This is a genomic window from Mesorhizobium sp. M7A.F.Ca.AU.002.02.1.1 (assembly GCF_003998535.1).
Lineage (GTDB): Bacteria > Pseudomonadota > Alphaproteobacteria > Rhizobiales > Rhizobiaceae > Mesorhizobium > Mesorhizobium ciceri.
Genome location: NZ_RZPB01000041.1, coordinates 1 through 17,595, shown reverse-complemented (window position 1 = coordinate 17,595; position 17,595 = coordinate 1). Strand labels below are relative to the sequence as shown.

Sequence of the window (17,595 nt, the reverse complement as noted above, 5' to 3'; positions counted from 1 at the left end):
CAGTTCAACCTGTCGCTCGACCCCGAAACCGCACGGTCCTTCCACGACCAGACCTTGCCCAAGGAGGCGCACAAGCTGGCACATTTTTGTTCGATGTGCGGGCCGAAATTCTGCTCCATGCGCATTTCCCACGACATCCGTGCCGAGGCCCAGAAGGAAGGCATGGCGGCAATGGCGGCAAAATACCGGGAGGGCGGCGATCTCTACATGCAGGCGGACGAGACTGGCGTACCGGTCGTGCCAGAGGCTCCCAAACCATCATGAGGGTGCTCGTCAAAGGGGCCGGCGTTGCCGGCCTCACCGTCGCTTTCGAACTCGCCGCCCGCGGCGCGACGGTCACCGTCGCCGAGATGCGGCATGGCCTTGGTGGCAACGCGTCGTGGTTCGCCGGCGGCATGCTGGCGCCATGGTGCGAGCGCGAAAGCGCGGAGCAGCCGGTGCTGGATCTCGGACGCGATGCTGCCGACTGGTGGGATGCGGTGCTGTCGGGTCAGGTGACACGGGCCGGGACATTGGTCGTGGCCGCGCCGCGTGATGCCGGTGAGCTTGACCGGTTCGCCAGTCGCACGTCAGGGCATCGGCGCGTCGATGAAAACGAAATTGCGCTCCTGGAACCCGACCTCGCCGGCCGCTTCCGGCGTGGATTGCTCTTCCCCGACGAGGCTCACCTCGACCCACGCCCGGCGATGGCGGCACTTCATGACAAGCTTGCGACCATGGGTGTCAAATTCCACTTCGGCTGCGACGCCCGGCCTGTTTCGGGATTCGCCCGTCAGATAGACTGCATGGGAATGGCAGCGGCCGATGACAGGCTGCGCGGTGTTCGCGGCGAAATGCTGATCCTTCGCACGCCTGATGTCTCGCTGTCGCGGCCGGTCCGTTTGCTTCATCCACGCTTTCCGCTTTATGCCGTGCCGCGCACCGATCACCGTTTCATGATCGGAGCGACGATGATTGAAAGCCAGAGCGCCGGACCGGTGACGGCGCGTTCCATGATGGAGCTGCTGGGCGCCGCCCATGCCCTCCATCCGGCCTTTGGTGAGGCCGAGATCGTTGAAACCGGTGTGGGTGTCCGTCCGGCATTTCCCGACAATTTGCCACGCGTCGAAACAGACGGTGAGATCATCGCGATCAACGGTCTTTATCGTCACGGTTTTCTCCTCGCCCCCGCCATGGCGCGCCAGGCTGCCGACCTGGTTTTCAGTCAAGACAGAACCAAGGAGCATGCTCATGAAACTGATGGTCAACGGCGAGGCGCGTGAGATTGCCGCCACCACGCTGGCCGAGTTGCTTGCCGCGCTCGACTATGAGGGCGATTGGCTCGCCACCGCCGTCAACAGCGACCTCGTGCACAAAGCCAACCGCGCGGAGTTCCAGTTGAGCGACGGCGACCGGATCGAAATCCTCTCGCCCATGCAGGGCGGCTAGCATGTTGGAGCTTTATGGAACCGAGCTTTCGTCGCGCCTGCTTCTCGGCACGGCTCAGTATCCTTCGCCGGCCATCCTTGCCGATGCAGTCAAGGCATCGGGCACGTCGGTGGTGACCGTCTCGTTGCGGCGTGAGATGGCGGGCGGTAGGGCCGGCGAACAATTCTGGTCGTTGATCCGCTCGCTGGGCGCCAGAACCCTGCCCAATACCGCCGGCTGCCTCTCCGTCAAGGAAGCCGTCACCACCGCGAAAATGGCGCGCGAGGTCTTCGGCACCAACTGGATCAAGCTCGAAGTGATCGGCAATCACGACACGCTACAGCCGGATGTGTTCGGTCTGGTTGAAGCCGCCCGCATCCTGTGCGAGGACGGCTTTGCGGTATTCCCCTATACCACCGACGATCTCGTTGTCGCCGAGCGGCTGCTGGAAGCGGGCTGCAAGGTCCTGATGCCGTGGTGCGCACCGATCGGTTCCGCCTTGGGACCGGTCAACATGACGGCGCTGCGCTCGATGCGCGGATATTTCCCTGGCGTCCCGCTGATTGTGGATGCGGGGCTCGGACGGCCGTCGCACGCGGCCACCGTCATGGAACTCGGCTTTGACGCCGTGCTCCTGAACACAGCGGTCGCCAAGGCGGCAGATCCGGTCGGCATGGCGCGTGCTTTCGGTAAGGCGGTCGACGCCGGTCGTGAGGCGTTCAGTTCGGGAATGCTCGAACCGCGCGACGTCGCCGTGCCATCGACACCGATGGTCGGCAGGGCCGTTTTTTCATGAAGCTCGATCCCTTCTACCTGATCGTCGACAGCGCCGCCTGGATCGAAAGGTTGGCGCCGCTCGGCGTCAAGCTGATTCAGCTTCGCATCAAAACCATGGATGAAACCGGGCTGCGCGCGGAGATCCGCAAGTCGAAGGCCTGGTGTGTCCAACACAAAAGCCAGCTCATCATCAATGATTATTGGCGCCTGGCAATCGAGGAAGGCTGCGATTTCGTGCATCTGGGCCAGGAGGATTTGCAAACGGCCGACCTCTCGAGGATACGGGCAGCGGGCGTCAGGCTCGGATTGAGCACGCATGATCATGTCGAGCTGGAAACGGCCATGTTTGCCGAGCCCGACTATGTCGCGCTCGGTCCGATCTATCCCACCACTTTGAAGAAAATGAAGTGGGCACCGCAAGGGCTAGAGCGGATCAGCGAGTGGAAGCGGCGGGTGGCGCCGATCCCATTGGTCGCCATCGGCGGCCTCAACCCCGACCGCCTCGACGGCGTCTTTGAGGCCGGCGCCAACAGCGCCGCAGTGGTCACGGACATCACGTTGAGCTTCGACCCCGAAGCGCGCACGCGAGAATGGATCGAAAAGACGGACCGATGGCGATGAGACGAGAACCGCATGTGCTTGTCGTTGGCGGATCAGATTCCAGCGGGGGTGCTGGAATAGCACGCGACATCGAGACGATCTCTGCCGTTGGCGTGCGCACCTGTCTCGCCGTCACAGCGCTAACGGTGCAAACGCACGACGCCGTGATCGAAATCCATCATTCGCCACCCAGCATGGTGGCCAATCAGATGTGTGCCGCGCTACAGGCCAACGACGTAGCCACAATCAAGATCGGCATGCTGGCGACTGCCAAGATCATTGTTGCCGTTGCCGCAGTGCTGCGCAAATTTCCGCAAGTGCCGGCAGTACTCGACCCTGTGCTGGCCTCCACCTCAGGCCGCGCACTTCTGGAAGCAGGCGCTATCGCTGCCATGAAGCGCGATTTGATGCCGCTTTGCTGCATTGTCACGCCCAACCTTCCTGAACTGGCGCTCCTTACTGGTTCCGAACCGGCTTCGGATGAGGACGGTGCGCTCCAACAAGGACAAAGACTGCAGGCCGTCGGCCCTCAGGCCCTGCTGATCAAGGGTGGGCACGCGTCGGGTCCCCGATCGGCCGATATTCTGTTACGCTCCGATCATGAACCCATCCACTTCGACACGCCGCGCCTTGCTATATCGATGCGCGGAACAGGTTGCATGCTGGCCAGCGCGATTGCGGCGCATCTGGCGAAGGCGAAGTCGCTCGAAGATAGCGTGCGCGAAGGCAAGCTGTTTGTGTTCGAGAAGCTTCAGAAATGCCGGCTGAATAATCACAACGTTCTGCGTCCAGCCAAGCAGACCCATTTTCCAGAATTTTTCCAGTAGCGAGACTGGAGGGCTACTGCTTCTCTATGCCATCCTTACAACGCGTTGAGTTCCACTGTGCCGTCCAGAATTATCTGTCGTTGTCCAGAATTAAGCCGGGCTTAGAACTGAAACGAACCCGCCGAAAGGTACGAGCGGCCCTCACTCGATAAGGGTTACCAAACCTATTCCTGTGGGCTACCAATCCGCGTGGTGGGTGGCCTTAGGTTACCAATCAGTGTGGCGTCCGGAATTATCTGCCTCTCTCCGGAATTAAGCCGAGATTAGAAGATCGGTGCGGTATTGCGCCCGGTCAAACCGTGTCGATTTGCGGCGTAGCCGACGTGTCTCACGCTTGGCGGCGTCGCACGCTGGTCCCGATTGTCGCCCGAATATCTGCCTACCGGCGACAGTGAATGCGCCAAGCTAGACCTTCGTCGATAGGGCGGCTCCGGTTTACCAATCCTGTCGTCCTAGGTTGACCAATCCGTTGTCGACCGTGAGCGGGTTTACCAATAAGGGCGGCTATATTCTGCGCAAACCCAATCACCTGATGCCAATCCAGAATTAATCGTCATTAAGGGCATTGGTAAACTCAGTCTGAAACCCCACCCTTAGCCAGAAAACTCTCCTGTTTTCAATCGCATAGCCCGCCCGCCAGCAACCGATAATTCGGGACCGGTAAACCCGTGAAAGGCCCAATAATTCCGGACGTCACACCAGTCTGCCCTTTTATGCGACTTTTCGAGCACAGACCGGGAACATCTGACCGTTTCCATTCATCGCCCAAGGCCGGTTTAGCGCTGGAAAAGCCAAAGTGCGGGAGTAAGAATGGCCGCAACGGGGCCGGAAGCCGTCGGTCAGCTTTCGGGGAGTGATCCCGGTAAGTTCGCAACTCATTCGCTTCTTTTCTGCAGTCCCCGCCATTACGAGTTGGCGGTGTCGGTCGCCGAGGGGATCAACGCCATTACTGCGGCTAGTTCGGCCCTCCGGACGAGGAATGGCATGCGCGTCGTCCCATAGTGCTTGGCAAGATGGAAGCGGTGCATGCCTCCTACGATGTGAACTTGGCCTTGGTACTCGCCGAGCAAAGGCGGTGTGACACCGCGGCCATGCAGCCATCGGTAGGCGATCCCACAGCTCTTGCTCTTGTAACGTTGATGCCAAGGACCCTTGTCCCTGCTGGCGGCGTAGGTAAGCCTGCCGCCAACGTCAGTGACATCAGCGTCGATAAGAATGAAATCCGTCGAAGCGTGGTCGCTGGGATCATCGCCGTCGAACGCGAGATAGAAGTTTGCAGGATCGCAGTCCCATATCGCAGTCAGTGCAACCGGAATGTTCTTTCTTCCTTTGCACCAGATGTCGACCTTGCGTTTCTCCTGAGCGCGGGCGACCTCGAAGGCTTCGTCTAGTTTTCCTTCCGCGACATCCATGGCTGTGATGACGTTCAAGCCAAGGGCCGTCAGACGGTTGATCTCGTCCACGTTCGCCATGCCTTCTCCTCTGGCAGCAGATTATTATCCACCGTTGGAAGATGCGGCGGCAATCCAAGCCTGAGGCACGAGGGCCTGTCCACGCCATTCCTCAATCAACTTGACTCCGGGAAGCTTGCCCCAGACGTCCTCATCTGCATGATCCAGCACGATGATCTGGAGGCGACCTTTCGCGGCCATGACCTCAGCGCCTAGGAGCGCAAAGACCTTCCTGACGGCGACCACGTCCTGATCCCTCCACGCGATGAGGTCGGGGCCCTCGTCGCCCGCCGCCCGCTTAGGAAAATAGACTTGGCTAGGTTGGTCGAAGATCAGCTGACCAGGGACTGGGTGATGAGGTTCGGCCAGGAAGTAGTGCTGCAGCGCAAGCATTAGTGCGACGTGATACGCGAGCCAATTGGCGCCGCTGCCAATCTCCCACAGGTAGTCCTCACGCGTTCCCCTAGTCACCTTGACGGTCAGGTCTTCAATCAACAGCCTAATCGGGGCCTCGGGCCACTCCGCGTCAAGCTGCGGAATCAGCCGATTGGCATGATGGGAGACTTGGTGCAACGCGTTGAATAGCTTGCGCTGGATGTCGGCCTCGGAGATCGTCTTTTGCAGCGTTGCAATATCGGCCTGCAGCGAGGTGAGTTCCTGCCGCAAATCCGACGACTGGTCGGCGCGGTCGTAGACGTGCAACGCCTGCTCCAATCGACCGAGGAAGCGCTCAAGCCTATCGAAGCGATTGGCCTCGTCTCGGGCGACGTCAGAGTCCCGTTCCAGCACCGCTATCTCGCTACGGACATCGTTCAACTCAGATAGGACCGCTTCAGCGGCGCCGCGCTGGCGCAGGATTTCCTTGTCAAGCGTGTTAGACATCGCAGGGTGGGTCCGCAGTCGGATCTCCAGACCGCCGAGGTTGTCGCAAAGGGCCAAGACCTTCTCGCGGCCGCCGTCCCCGAGTGCGACCAACGGATCGGCGAACTCGTCGGCCAAGTCCCTCAGCCACGTGGAAAGGTCCAAGCGGTCACGTTGGATGCGCATGGCGTCGCCGTACGCCTCGCTGCTCTCCACCAGACGGCGCAGTTCGTTCAGGCGCTGACGATGCTCGGTAAGTCGCGCGGCGATTTCAGTTTCCGACGCACGAAGGGTTTCCAGACGCGTCAGCACCACATCGATGCCGGCCAGGCTTGGTCGAGCAAGACTTGAGTTGCTGTTCGACACGCGCCGAAGCAGGTCAACAACGTCACTCCAGTCCTTCGGCACTTCAGTGGAGGAATCGACTAGGCCAAGTTCGACTGCCTGACGCAGCCACGCCTCCGCCTCCGCCCGCCAAGCGCCAGTTGCCGACACGATCGCGCGTAGCTCAGCCTCCTTCCGGCGGAGGTTGCGCTGGAGCCGATCGATCTCAAACCGCGCCTGGAGAATCTTTGCCGTGACCGCGCCCAGAACGTACGGGAAGATGGTCTTTAGCTTCTCCCGGTGTTCCGTCGTATCGGCCTTGAAAAACATCACGTCGGGATTGGCGATCACGTTCTGAGGTTGGAACGTGAAGGCCATGAGGTCGCGGAAGCTTGGCCTTTGCTTGAATCCATTCTCTGTACCTGGTTCGAAGTCGAGGTCAGTCAGTCCTGCCAGGCGGTTCATCGCGCGCTTGACCGTGTCGACATTGGTGGTCTTGTCGGTGATCGTCTCCGGAATTTCGACCTGTGCGCCCTCCAGCAGCACCATGTCGCCTGTGCTCTGTTGGTCCCCCGGTTCGCGTCGCGCCAAGAGCTTTTCGCCCTCCAGCGTCTCGATCAGAATGCCGAACCAGCTGCAGTTCTCGCGGATTACGCCCACCGGAATCGCGCATTTCTCCGAGCCCAGACAGTAATCAACAATAGGGATAACGGCGGACTTCCCGGTCTTCGACGCGCCGCTGATGACGTTGACGACACCGGGCTCGAACTTGACGACCCGCGGCGCTGCACCATTGCGGGGCCAAAGGATCAGTTTTCGAAGCTGGAAATACATCTAGAACTCCACCCGTAACAGGTTGGCCACCTGCGCGGTCCCCAGGTTCGAAAACCAGAAACCCAATTTCTCCGAGGCAGGTCCGAGGTGCTTGACGCGCTCTGGAAGGACGAGCCTCCTCGGTTTCGGTTCTGGTACGTTTGCTCTTAAAGTAGCATCCTTGTAATCCACGGACAGCAGCCGCCCGCTCACACCGACAGCGGCCGATTGCAATGTCAGAGTACGCAGCAGCAGCGCTCGCTCGTGGACGGCGAGGAGTTGTTCCCGTTCCTTCCCGAGCTTGGCCGCGAAGAGCGCCAGTCCAGAGGGTCGGTTTGTCGAAGTCACGATTTCGAGCGTTGCGCGATGCAGGACGATTGGCAGCACGAGAAACGCCAAGGCGAACGGCGCTGGACGTTCGTCCTCAGCCTGGAAACCTTGGCCAAATTGCCACAATGCGAAAGCCCCAAGTCCTGGATTCTGGACAAGGGCGAGGTCGCTGAGCGGTAGGTGCGATCGGCCAGCCTCAATCAAGTCGCTGGCTCCAAAAGAGTCTGGTAGTCGGGATGCCAGCCGAGGCGCAGGCCGTGGGCAAGGGCGTTGAATGATCCGTGGACGAAATGACCGGGGACGACTCGACCATCGAGTGGAGGCTGCAACTGCGCGCAGCGCCTGTAAACTATTCTACCACGAACCGTTGCGGGGTGTCCGGCCTGTATGTCGTGCACCTCTGCACTGACGTGCTCATAGCGACCGACAAGATCATCGTCCCAGTCACTTAGGTTCTTCTCAAAGATTAGCCCGCTTTCGCCCCAGATCGAGATGTCGGCGAGCGTCCTAAGGTAATCGCTAACAGCCCGGACGCACGCTTCGTCTCCCACCTCGATCAGCTCGAGTTGGCGGACGAAGGCGGGACGGTCGGCGATCAATTGTTCGATGGCCTCGACAGGCGGTTGCTTGGTGAAAGACGACAGCAGCCCTGGAAGGTTGTTCTTCTGAACAAATGCTCTTTGCTCGGCCTGAAACGCGTCCACGTCCAAGATGGCGGGCTTGCCAGCTCTAATCAGCCTGTCCGCCGCCTCCTTCGCAGCGCCGATCGCGCGTTCGCACACTAGGTCGATGATGAGCGGAGAGACCGTCGGCTTGAAGATCGCGCGTATCGGATCGACGGGATCTGCATCGACGCTGATAACGGCGAGATTCTTGACCAAGGCGGCGCAATGAGCCGCATCAGCGTTCAGGAAAGCTTGGACGTCGGCGTCGCATGCCGGTGCAGCTTTCAGCTTGCTGTGGGCTTTGGCGAGGTTAGCGACCAGCGCCTCCACGTCGGCATCTGTTTTCGCGTCGTTCAGCGCGATCGCGAAGGCACCCGCCTTCACCGGTGTGACATATAGCCGGAAATGGCTGGTCGCCGGGTCGATCTCTCCCGCCGCCATGAAGCTGAGCCAGTTGGCCAGAGACTTCCACAGGTCCGCAGCCCAGTCGGATATCGGATTTTGCTTCAGTGCGCTCTTGCTTTGCTCAAGAACGACTTCGCCGCCGACCAGGTGAACCGCCACATCGTCTAAATGTTCAAGAGAGACCAAGGCGCCGCTAGGCGCGTTGAGCAGGTGAAAGCAAAGGCGTACAGGTTGAAGCGCATAGCCGAGGTATTGGCCAGCGGCGCTGTGTTTTCCCGTTTGCGTCTTCGCGTTCATTGCCCATCCCGTTCTCCCGAGTCGCACCGGAAGAAGCCAGTAACGATATTGGTATAGTTCGCCGTTGTTTACAATTGGCGCCCCGGCGATAGGACGGCTAGGCGCGATACAATTGCTGTTTAGGGCCAGCTCTCGAAGTCCAGATTCGGCAGGACAATGAATTTGCAGGACGTCCATTATGGGCACATCGGGGCCGTCTATGGCTCGGGCGATATGTCCGCTTTTGGACGAACGCGAAGTTTGCCGGAACGTCTGACTTTGGGCGCATACTTGCCGTCAAATTCGGCGTCCTTCACTGGTTCGTTCACGTATTCCGGAGAAAATTACTGTGCGAGTTGATGGATCCTCGTTCCCGGTACGACAGCCTCAGCTATTTCACATAGATGCTTATGGTGCGTCAGGTAGATGACCTGACCTGTGTTTGCCATCGCTCCGAACAGCCTGAAAACCTCCTCCGAGCGAATATGGTCGAACGTCTCCATGATGTCGTCGGCGACGAATGGGACCGAGGGCCGAAATTGCGCGAACTCGTAATAACCGGCGAGTCTTAGGGCAAGGTACAGCTGAAATCGTGCACCCTTTGAAAGCGCTTCGGTGACCTTGGATTGCCCGTCACCCTGCACAGCAATGAGAACCTCACCACCTCTTACAGGCTGGGTTGTCAGCCCCGAATACTGGCCACGCGTCATTAGCTTGAACGCGTCTGATGCGCGCGCCATCATGCCGGAGCGATGGCTCTCACGGTAGATCCGCAAAGCATTGCCAGCCGACATGATGCCAAGCTTCAGCTCTATGTAGCGAACGGCCTTCTCCTCGATTTCCAGCAGGGTTGTGCGCCGTTCAGCATCCAGGCGTGCAACCGCACTATCACCGCCGATGGCGTCCAGCTTGTCGGCCGCGCGCGTCTGCCGGATCAGCTGTTGCTGGATGGTTTCATCGAACAGGCGAAGCCGCTGCTCACCCTCAGCCTTCTCGACCGCGAGGCCGTCGAAATCGATCGCGTCCAGGATCGAGCGGGCCTGCTCGAATCCGTCGACCGCGAGCTCCGCCACTATCCGTTCCTCAAGTTCGGCGACGGTGGTGCGCAAGCCATCGCGCTCACGCAACAGCTCATCGCGTTCGACTACCTCGGGCAGAGTGGCGACACCAAAGACGCCCAGCACCTCGTTCTTGCGGCGTTCGTGTGCCAAAATCTCAGTGTCGAGGATGTCGCGCGCCTCCTTGAGGCGCTTCAGGTCGTTGCCGAGGCTTGCCTTCGTTTCACGTGTCCGCTCGGCACGCTCTAGGCGCTCGGCAAGGCGGATGGCCAACTGCTCCGGGTCGGTATCCTTCGTCGGCTCGTCGGCTTCAACCGCAACGGCGATGACCTCGACCAGAAAATTGGCCCTGTCGGCCTCCATCTTGTCGATACGCAGCTGCAGGTCGTCCCGTTCCTGCAGGCTTCTTGAAAGTTCGGCCAATTGATCGAGCACAGTGCCGACGCCGGATGCGGAGAGCCCGCTTTCGAGCCAAGTTCCCTTGAGTGCTTCGGTAATGCCGGCCAGCCATTCCTCCTCGCGACGCTCCGCCACACCTACTGCAACCCGTCGTGCCGCTAGATCCTCTTCTTTGGAGCTCACCATTCTGAGCGCCTCGGCATACTCGGCGTCCACCTTGCGCTGCCGATCCAGAAACGGCTCCGCGATGGCCATGATTGCTTCGAGGGTGTCGTTGGACTCTGATACAATGCCGACGCTTCCCAGCACTGCTCTCATTTCCAAGCGTATCTGCTCGCCGGCGTCAGCGGCTCGCTCGGCCTTCAAGCGAGCAAGTTCGATCTGCTCCCAGGCAGCGAGCGCATCGCTGCGCGCCTCGATCTGATCCTCGATCCTTTCGATCAGGCGCTCAGACGAAGGTTCCACGGCGTCTCCGAGCAGGTCCCTGGCGGCCGCGCGGATTTCCAACAATTGGGTATCCACATCCTTGCCGAGCTGTGTGCGTTGGATGCCGTTGCGTGACAGGTTGGCCGCGGCCTCGGCCAGCTCGCGCGTAGTTGCCCGGATCTCAGCCAGATCCGCCGCGCCGGCCAGCCGGCCTGCGCTGGCAATGTCATCGCGCGCCAATGCCACGGCGAAGTCGTCAGCGGTGTCACCGGTCAGCGCTGCGCGGTGCGTTGCCCACGCATCATCGCGAACTCGGCGGATGGCGGTAGCCGCTTCATCGTCGACAATGTCGCCCGAGGCACGAAGGGCATCCAATCGTGCGGCGAGCATGGCATGGTTGCCCTCGTATTCAGCAAGGCGTTCGGCAAGTACGGCGGTGTTCCTTGCCAGTTCTGACGCTACCGTCTTCCAGGCGGCAATCTGCCCGGCGCTCGGAACCGCGACGTTGGCGAGAGCGAGGGCATCTCCGTTCCATGGACGCAAGCGCGCGAGCGCCGCCTTCCATCGGATTGTTCCCGCATCTTCCGCCTCGCGAGCCGTCCTAATCTCTGCCTGGTGTCCGCTTGCTCGCGCTTTCGACAAAGCCGAGCCCAGCCTTGCCCTGGCAGGTTCGGGCACCGCCCTTTCCTCGCCGACCCGCTGCCTTGCCACCTGCAGCGCATCGAGTGCCGCCGCGGCTTCGTCGCGAGCGGCACGCATCCCGGTAGCAATCCCGGACCTCTGCTCGACCATGGCGCGAACGACGCCAACGGTGACGGCAGGCAGAAGCAGCGCGCCAGGATCCGCCTCGGAAGATCGGCCCAAGGCGGCAAGGCAGCTCGCCACGCTGTTGTTGAGGATTTGCAGCTCCATCCTGCGAGTGGGCAAGTCAAAGCCAGCCGCGGTATGGCGCACCTTGCTCTCCGCCAGCCCGCGAATGCGTTCGGAAATCGACAGGATCGGTTCGTCCTCGTCGACCGCAGTGACTTTTTCCGCCAGGCGCTCGGTCTCGTCGATGTTTGCGGACAGCCGCGTTCTGAGGCTGGCATCGTCATCGATCAGTTCGGTGACACTTCCCGTCGATGTCCGGGCTGGGGAGGCGATGTCCGGCAGCTGATCCAGCCGGGCAATCTTGCGCCGGATATCCGCCAGCATCGGCGCAGCACGCACGTAACGAGCAAAGGTATCCAGCCTGGCCACCAGCACCGCCCGATCGCTGATGGTTCGGCCGTACTGCTGCGCTGCATCGAGACGTTCGGCCTCCAGGCCCTCGTAGGTTGATGCAAGGGTGTCGATCGCATCCCTGCGCGACTTTACGTCAACAAGGCGCTTCTTCAACAGCGCCAGTTCGGTTCCATGCGCCTGCTTCCGATACAGAGCGTCTGCTTCGGCCTCGAGGGCGTTCAACGTATCACTTGCGTTCCCAAGACCGGCGCTGGCCGTGAACAGAAGCTTGCCGAGGTCGCCCCGCGACTCCAGGATAGATTTTCCGCCGGCTTCCAACGTCTCGTCATCGAGTGAGAACATCGTCGTGTAGGCGTCGCGCGACAGACCGGCGAGATGCGCCGTGATCGCCACCTCGCTTACCGGTTGGCCCGTCGCATTCAATAGCGAATTACTGCGCTGTTTCGTACGCGTGAACGTGTGTTCGGAGCCGGCCAGTTCCAGCACCCCGCCGATGCGCATGGCACTGTACTCGTGCAGGAAGTTGTAGCGGCTCCGTTCCTCGATGCCGAACAGCAAGTCTAGATAGGCCGAAAGCGCAGTCGATTTGCCGGCCTCATTCAGGCCAAACACGATATGCAGATCAGGTCCGGATTCCGGTTTGGGTCCGAAGTCGATCGAACGATCGGTGAACTTTCCATAACGAATGAGGTCAAGGCGCCGCAACCTCATGACGATCCACCGGCCTTAAGGCGGGCAGTCACCAAGTCCGCGCCCTTGGAAAGCACCTGATCGAGGAACTGTTCCAGCCCGGCTTCGTCCGTCCCAGCAAAATCCCGCCCGTCGGCCGGAAGGTCGGCGACCATCTTTTGGACGAACGCCCTCGCCTCAGCGCGGAAGGCCTCCGAGGTGGCATCGGCACGCATTGATTGCTCGAGTTCGAAAATCGGATCAGCAATATCCTCGGCGGTCTCCGTCCGAGGCGGCGCGAGGTCAAGCTCGAGCTTCTCCACCCACGTATGGCCTAGCTGTTCCGCAGCCTGTTCGGCTTCGGCAAGAAGGAGGTCCCTGTCGCGGATCAGCGCCCACATCAGTGGTGACGTTCCTGTCAGGCCAATGCGAGCCACAGCATGACGCGATCGGACGGTTGCCCGCATCTCTTCGAGTGCGAAGCGAACACGCGCGACGGCCTCGGGCCACTCCACCGCTCCGGTAAGGTCGACGCTCACCCGTTCGAACTGCGCAACGCTGGTCAGCCGTTCCTCGATCTCCACCGAACGGTCGTGGCGCACCGTCACCAGGGTGACTGATTTCTCACCGGCCTCGTTGATATCCCTCCCCTGCGGTATTCCCGGCATCACCACGGCACTGGCGCCAGGATGGACTTGGCGAGCATGGATGTGGCCGAGGGCCCAATAGTCGAAACCGTGGGCGTGCAAGTCAGCGATGCTGCAGGGCGCGTAAACGTCGTGACCTGGCGATCCAGCCAGACTGGTATGCATGATGCCTATGTTGACGGCCCCTTCACGAGCCGCCGGATATTTGGTTAACAGGCTGTCCGGCGCCTTAGGGTTCGCAAAGCTCAAACCATGGAATACGACGTCCAGACCGCCGGCTGTCTGCAATACCGACTGAGCACGACCACCAAAGATGGTAACGGTGTCGGGAAATACCAGCTGTTTGGAAATCCGCGACAGGGCGTCATGATTACCGCGGATCTTGAAAACCATGATGCCGGCCTGGTGCAGGCGTGTCATCTGCGCGCCCAAGAACCGCGCTGTCTTCATTGAAGTCTGGTCGCCATCGTATAGGTCGCCAGCAATGACCAACGCGGCCACACGTTCCTCAAGGCAGAGATCCACTATCGAAACGAATGCCTGGCGGCTGGCGTCGCCCACCAGCCCGGCAAGATCGGGATTTCGCATCGCCAGCGAACGAAGCGGCGAGTCGAGATGAATATCGGCCGTGTGTACGAATCGAAATGCCATTCGGCCTCCGCCAGCAAAAGAGGTGTTCCGAGCTTCGACAGAAATTGCAACGAGGGCGCTGCAGCGCCCCGTTACACTTCAGCTAATTTCTCGCTCGCGGATTCGCCGGCCACCAACAAGCCGTCTTGGGACCGTAACACTCCTTTGGCAACCAAATCGGCGACCCCAGCTGAAATCAGCTGCCTTAATTGTGCGCTTGTGGCTTTGAAGCCCAGCATCCTGGCAACGCCTGTGGCGATTTCTTCCTCTGTCGCACCGAGGTTGGATTTCACGACTTCCATAGCGCCTTGGGCGACCTCGTCCTGCGCAATCATTTCGGGCTTGCGCAATCCAGCGGACACGACCCCACTGCGATCCCTGAGACGAACAGGAACACCTGGCTTGAAGCAGAAGTTGCCTCGACGGGCTACTGAACCACCTCTCTGTGCTATGCTTACCCCCCGCTCGATTGCATCCTGAATCCTGCCACCGGCCCGCTGCAGACCCCAGGCGTCCCGAATACGCGAAACTATTTCGTCGACATGGATTGGCGTTTCTGTAGCCACGACCTGCTCGACCAGTCCGGCCATGATTCCGCTGGGCGTCTCGTGGAGTTCGAACGATCCCGGTCGCTTTAGTTCGGCCTCTTCGTAGGCTCGATTGGGTGTCTCGGATCCGTTTGTGCTTTCGAGACCGATTTCCGTCACGTTGCCTCGGTCGACCGTAACAACCTGCACGGCTACAGCTCGATTTCTCTGGACCCCCAATTCGGCCCGCTCATCGAGTTCTTTTCTGGCGGCCTCAATCGCTAGTATGGTTCGCTCCAGCTGCTCACGAGGCCGTTGGAACCAGTCAGCGCTCCAGATGCGATGGATGATCCAACCATGGTCTTCCAGAACCGACTGCCGAAGCCGGTCTCGATCTCTGGCCGAGCGAGATGAGTGATATTCTGCGCCATCGCATTCGATGCCAAGAATATAGCGGCCTGGCCTCTCTGGATCCGCAACTGCGAGGTCGATGAAGAAGCCGGCAATGCCCACTTGAGCATGAACCTGATAACCCATTTCGATCAGCGCGTTGGCTACCTGTTCTACAAAGATTGAATCCATTTCGCGAACCGTGACTTGGGCAAGCGAAATTCGCCCTGTTCTCGCGTAGTGCAAGAAGAGCTTGAAGGCGAAGATGCCTTTCCCTTTGCCACGCTCCAGGTCGATGTCCTCGTCTGTGATGGACGCGAATACTTCGCAGCTGCGCTTGGCGCGGCTTATGAGGACGTTGAGCCGACGCTCGCCGCCTTCCGCGCCAAGAGGGCCGAAACGCATGGCCATGTATCCCTGGGCATTCTTGGCATACCCCACCGAGATCATGATCACGTCGCGCTCATCGCCTTGAACATTTTCGAGGTTCTTGACGAAGAATGGCTCGCTTGGATGAGCGTGAAAGAATTCCTCGGTGTCGGGATTTAGTCGCCGCAGCGCTTCGAGTTCATCCTGGATCGCGCGGCGTTGGCTAACCGAAAATGTTGCAACGCCTAGAGTCTCTTGCGGGTTCACCTTCGCATGACGGATGATCGCCTCCGCTACTGCTCTCGCCTCTACCGGATTGGTTCCTGTGCCGCCGGAATCGAAGACCCCCTCCGGCACATGATGAAACCGCAACCCCATACCTGCCTCTTGGGTATAAGGGCTTGGCACGATGAAAAGCCGGTTCTCGTAGAACTGGCTGTTCGATACTGCGATTAGAGATTGGTGACGGCTACGGTAGTGCCAGCGCAGCATACGCTGCGGCAAGCCGCGGGCCGTGAACAGGCCGAGGATGCTTTCAATGTCGGCGACCTGCGCGCCCTCACCCTCGTCATCTTCAGACTGCGAGCCTGTCATCTTCGCGAAGAATGTCGTGGGTGGCAGTTGGCGTTCGTCGCCAACGACGACCACCTGACTGGCCCTGGCGACCGAGCCAAGTGCGTCCACGGGCTGGATCTGAGACGCCTCGTCCATCACGAGCAGATCGAAGGACATCCGGCCGGGCGACAGGAATTGCGCCACCGAAAGCGGGCTCATCATGAACACTGGCTTCAGCGCCTGGATGGCAGGGCCTGCCTTCTGCATCAATTGCCGGATGGGCATGTGGCCTCGTCTGCGCGCCATCTCAGAACGAAGCAGTCCGACAGGTCCAGCTCCGCCGTCTCTTGAAGGAATTTTCCGGTGATGAGCCGTTACAACTTCGATGGCGCCGGCCTTGATGCGCTGGCGGTCCAGATCTGCGAAGTCACGTACAGCCCTGGAATGCAGTTCCCCGTCGAACCTTGCCAGCTCCGGCTCATCGGTCGCCATCGCCAGAAACATTCGTTCGTAGTAGGCCATATCAAAAACTGATCGAGCCGATCCTGTTGTAATCTGGCCGTTGGCTAGGCCGTCTATCAACTGTCCCAGTCCAGCCTTTCGGGCCGTTTCGGATCGCTCTTCATAGGCAACCCATTTCGAGAGCTGCTCCTGATGATCGAGCCAACCCTGCAGCCGAGAAACGACCTCGCCTATCGCGACGTCCGGAAAATCGACTACTCCAAACAAGGAGGGAGCATCGGCTTTCAAATCCCCTGTAAGCGCCTTCAATTCCCGCGCTGCCGCTTGGGCCGCTTCACGTGCTGAACGTGCCGAGTTTGCGATCTCGATTCTTTCAGGCAACCGCGCAGCCAGATGTCGGATCGAGCCATTTTCTTTCAGCCAAAGCTCGGCTTGCGTGAGAGCGGCCCAATCGGATCCTCGACCGTGCCACGACGAGCCGAATACGAACTTGCCAAGGCTCTCTCCCGCATCGATCCCTTGAGCAAGTGCTTGTAGTCTGCCTAGTCGGCGCAGTAGCTCCACCCGCTCAGTGATTAGATCCGGAACGTCAGTCAGAACCTGTCGTGACGCATCATCGGCTTGAGCTACAGTGCTCGCCTTCGCTTCCATCAGTTGCAGCGAGGCCCGCTCGGCGGAAGCCACGTCGCCTAGCATGGATGACGCGAGGTGCCCGAGATCGTTCCAGAAACCTTCGATAATTGGCCGACCGATTTCGATAACCTTGCGAACGCGCGCTGCACGCGCACCGGCCTCGGAGCGTTCCGCCATCCGGCCGGCGATAATCCGAGGTTCGGGGCCTAGCCCTCGTAGAGTCCGCATCCACTCCACTAGCGCGAGCAGTGGCGCGGAAGCCGATCGCTCCCCACGCCAATCTGCCCCGAAGGCGGAACGGCCAAAAGCGTCGCCTTCGCGGACTCTTGCTGCGGCAGCCTGACCCTTCATCAAAAGGTCGAGGAGACCAACTATCTGCGTCGCAGGCGCGCTAGGGTCGACCACAATAGTCCGCGCAAGTGCTGTGGCGCGACGGTAGTCGCCGTTCAATGCTTTCAATATTCCCGTGTGTGTGGCGAGCGCCTGCCGCGCCGCGGCCACCTCGGTGCTCCACGCCGCGTCAACAACCTTGCCCTGAAGGTCGGCTCTGGCAGCCTCAAGCGTCGCTACGCTGTCGGCAAGGTCGCCTGCCTGCTCAAGTCCGGAGTCCCAAACGGTGGCTGCGAAGGCCTCCGGACTTGCGTCAGGTGCTGCCGCTACTCGCTCGCCGGTCACGGCCAGCCTGAGCAAGCCTGCCAACGTGTCTGGCAATATCGCCGATCCGAGTTCCTGATTCAGGCGCTCAGCTTCTTCCCTCAAGCGTGGGAGCAGAATGGTGAGCTGTCGCGCACGATGGAAACCATCTTTCGGAAATTCCGAGGGAAGCTTTGCAAGCTCTGTCTCGAGACCTTCAATTGGCGTGTCGATAGC

Annotated in this window: 13 protein-coding genes; 6 read left to right on the top strand and 7 right to left on the bottom strand. The window is 60.3% G+C overall.

Features of this window, described 5'->3' with window-relative positions:
* From EN879_RS04865 to EN879_RS04840, 6 genes are all read left to right on the top strand, one after another.
* Positions 1–264 (top strand): phosphomethylpyrimidine synthase ThiC (locus tag EN879_RS04865; RefSeq protein ID WP_206520922.1); only part of this gene is annotated, 264 nt, incomplete at its 5' end.
* A complete protein-coding gene (gene thiO / locus EN879_RS04860) occupies positions 261–1,262 on the top strand; it encodes a glycine oxidase ThiO (RefSeq protein ID WP_063169415.1) in 1,002 nt (333 codons plus the stop codon). The genes EN879_RS04865 and thiO, both read left to right, overlap by 4 nt.
* The gene (gene thiS, locus EN879_RS04855; RefSeq protein ID WP_024504260.1) at positions 1,231–1,428 is read left to right on the top strand and encodes a sulfur carrier protein ThiS; all 198 of its coding nucleotides are present in this window, start codon (positions 1,231–1,233) and stop codon (positions 1,426–1,428) included. Before thiO ends, thiS begins: the two co-directional genes overlap by 32 nt.
* Before the next feature lies 1 nt (position 1,429).
* Positions 1,430–2,203, top strand: coding sequence for a thiazole synthase (locus EN879_RS04850; protein ID WP_024504259.1), 774 nt, complete (start codon positions 1,430–1,432; stop codon positions 2,201–2,203).
* On the top strand, positions 2,200–2,805 hold the full coding sequence (locus EN879_RS04845) for a thiamine phosphate synthase (RefSeq protein ID WP_063169416.1): 606 nt from the start codon (positions 2,200–2,202) through the stop codon (positions 2,803–2,805). Before EN879_RS04850 ends, EN879_RS04845 begins: the two co-directional genes overlap by 4 nt.
* Entirely contained in the window at positions 2,796–3,611 is an 816-nt protein-coding gene (locus EN879_RS04840; protein ID WP_063169417.1) for a hydroxymethylpyrimidine/phosphomethylpyrimidine kinase, read from the top strand. The genes EN879_RS04845 and EN879_RS04840 overlap by 10 nt, the downstream gene beginning before the upstream one ends.
* Positions 3,612–4,516: 905 nt before the next feature.
* Here EN879_RS04840 and EN879_RS04835 read toward each other — a convergent pair.
* From EN879_RS04835 to EN879_RS04805, 7 genes are all read right to left on the bottom strand, one after another.
* Entirely contained in the window at positions 4,517–5,083 is a 567-nt protein-coding gene (locus EN879_RS04835; RefSeq protein ID WP_063169418.1) for a hypothetical protein, read from the bottom strand.
* A 24-nt stretch (positions 5,084–5,107) separates the two neighbouring features.
* Positions 5,108–7,081: a DUF3732 domain-containing protein gene (locus EN879_RS04830; RefSeq protein ID WP_063169419.1), complete on the bottom strand. Its 1,974-nt coding sequence runs from the start codon at positions 7,079–7,081 to the stop codon at positions 5,108–5,110.
* Positions 7,082–7,594, bottom strand: coding sequence for a three component ABC system middle component (locus EN879_RS04825; RefSeq protein ID WP_063169420.1), 513 nt, complete (start codon positions 7,592–7,594; stop codon positions 7,082–7,084). It lies immediately after the preceding gene.
* Positions 7,591–8,757 carry an ABC-three component system protein gene (locus tag EN879_RS04820; RefSeq protein WP_063169421.1) on the bottom strand — a complete coding sequence of 389 codons (1,167 nt, stop codon included), beginning with the start codon at positions 8,755–8,757 and terminating at the stop codon, positions 7,591–7,593. The genes EN879_RS04825 and EN879_RS04820 overlap by 4 nt, the downstream gene beginning before the upstream one ends.
* Positions 8,758–9,080: 323 nt before the next feature.
* Complete coding sequence (locus tag EN879_RS04815) at positions 9,081–12,554, bottom strand: AAA family ATPase (protein WP_063169422.1); 3,474 nt, start codon at positions 12,552–12,554, stop codon at positions 9,081–9,083.
* Complete coding sequence (locus tag EN879_RS04810; RefSeq protein WP_063169423.1) at positions 12,551–13,810, bottom strand: DNA repair exonuclease; 1,260 nt, start codon at positions 13,808–13,810, stop codon at positions 12,551–12,553. Before EN879_RS04810 ends, EN879_RS04815 begins: the two co-directional genes overlap by 4 nt.
* Before the next feature lie 71 nt (positions 13,811–13,881).
* Positions 13,882–17,484, bottom strand: a complete 3,603-nt coding sequence (locus EN879_RS04805) for a DUF3320 domain-containing protein (protein WP_245493793.1) — start codon at positions 17,482–17,484, stop codon at positions 13,882–13,884.
* Between the last annotated feature and the right edge of the window lie 111 nt (positions 17,485–17,595).

What these genes read in the sequence shown, in the direction of transcription:
- thiO (WP_063169415.1), top strand. Translation starts at nt 261, where the DNA reads ATGAGGGTGCTCGTCAAAGGGGCCGGCGTTGCCGGCCTCACCGTCGCT.
- thiS (WP_024504260.1), top strand. Translation starts at nt 1,231, where the DNA reads ATGAAACTGATGGTCAACGGCGAGGCGCGTGAGATTGCCGCCACCACG.
- EN879_RS04850 (WP_024504259.1), top strand. Translation starts at nt 1,430, where the DNA reads ATGTTGGAGCTTTATGGAACCGAGCTTTCGTCGCGCCTGCTTCTCGGC.
- EN879_RS04845 (WP_063169416.1), top strand. Translation starts at nt 2,200, where the DNA reads ATGAAGCTCGATCCCTTCTACCTGATCGTCGACAGCGCCGCCTGGATC.
- EN879_RS04840 (WP_063169417.1), top strand. Translation starts at nt 2,796, where the DNA reads ATGGCGATGAGACGAGAACCGCATGTGCTTGTCGTTGGCGGATCAGAT.
- EN879_RS04835 (WP_063169418.1), bottom strand. Translation starts at nt 5,083, where the DNA reads ATGGCGAACGTGGACGAGATCAACCGTCTGACGGCCCTTGGCTTGAAC.
- EN879_RS04830 (WP_063169419.1), bottom strand. Translation starts at nt 7,081, where the DNA reads ATGTATTTCCAGCTTCGAAAACTGATCCTTTGGCCCCGCAATGGTGCA.
- EN879_RS04820 (WP_063169421.1), bottom strand. Translation starts at nt 8,757, where the DNA reads ATGAACGCGAAGACGCAAACGGGAAAACACAGCGCCGCTGGCCAATAC.
- EN879_RS04815 (WP_063169422.1), bottom strand. Translation starts at nt 12,554, where the DNA reads ATGAGGTTGCGGCGCCTTGACCTCATTCGTTATGGAAAGTTCACCGAT.
- EN879_RS04810 (WP_063169423.1), bottom strand. Translation starts at nt 13,810, where the DNA reads ATGGCATTTCGATTCGTACACACGGCCGATATTCATCTCGACTCGCCG.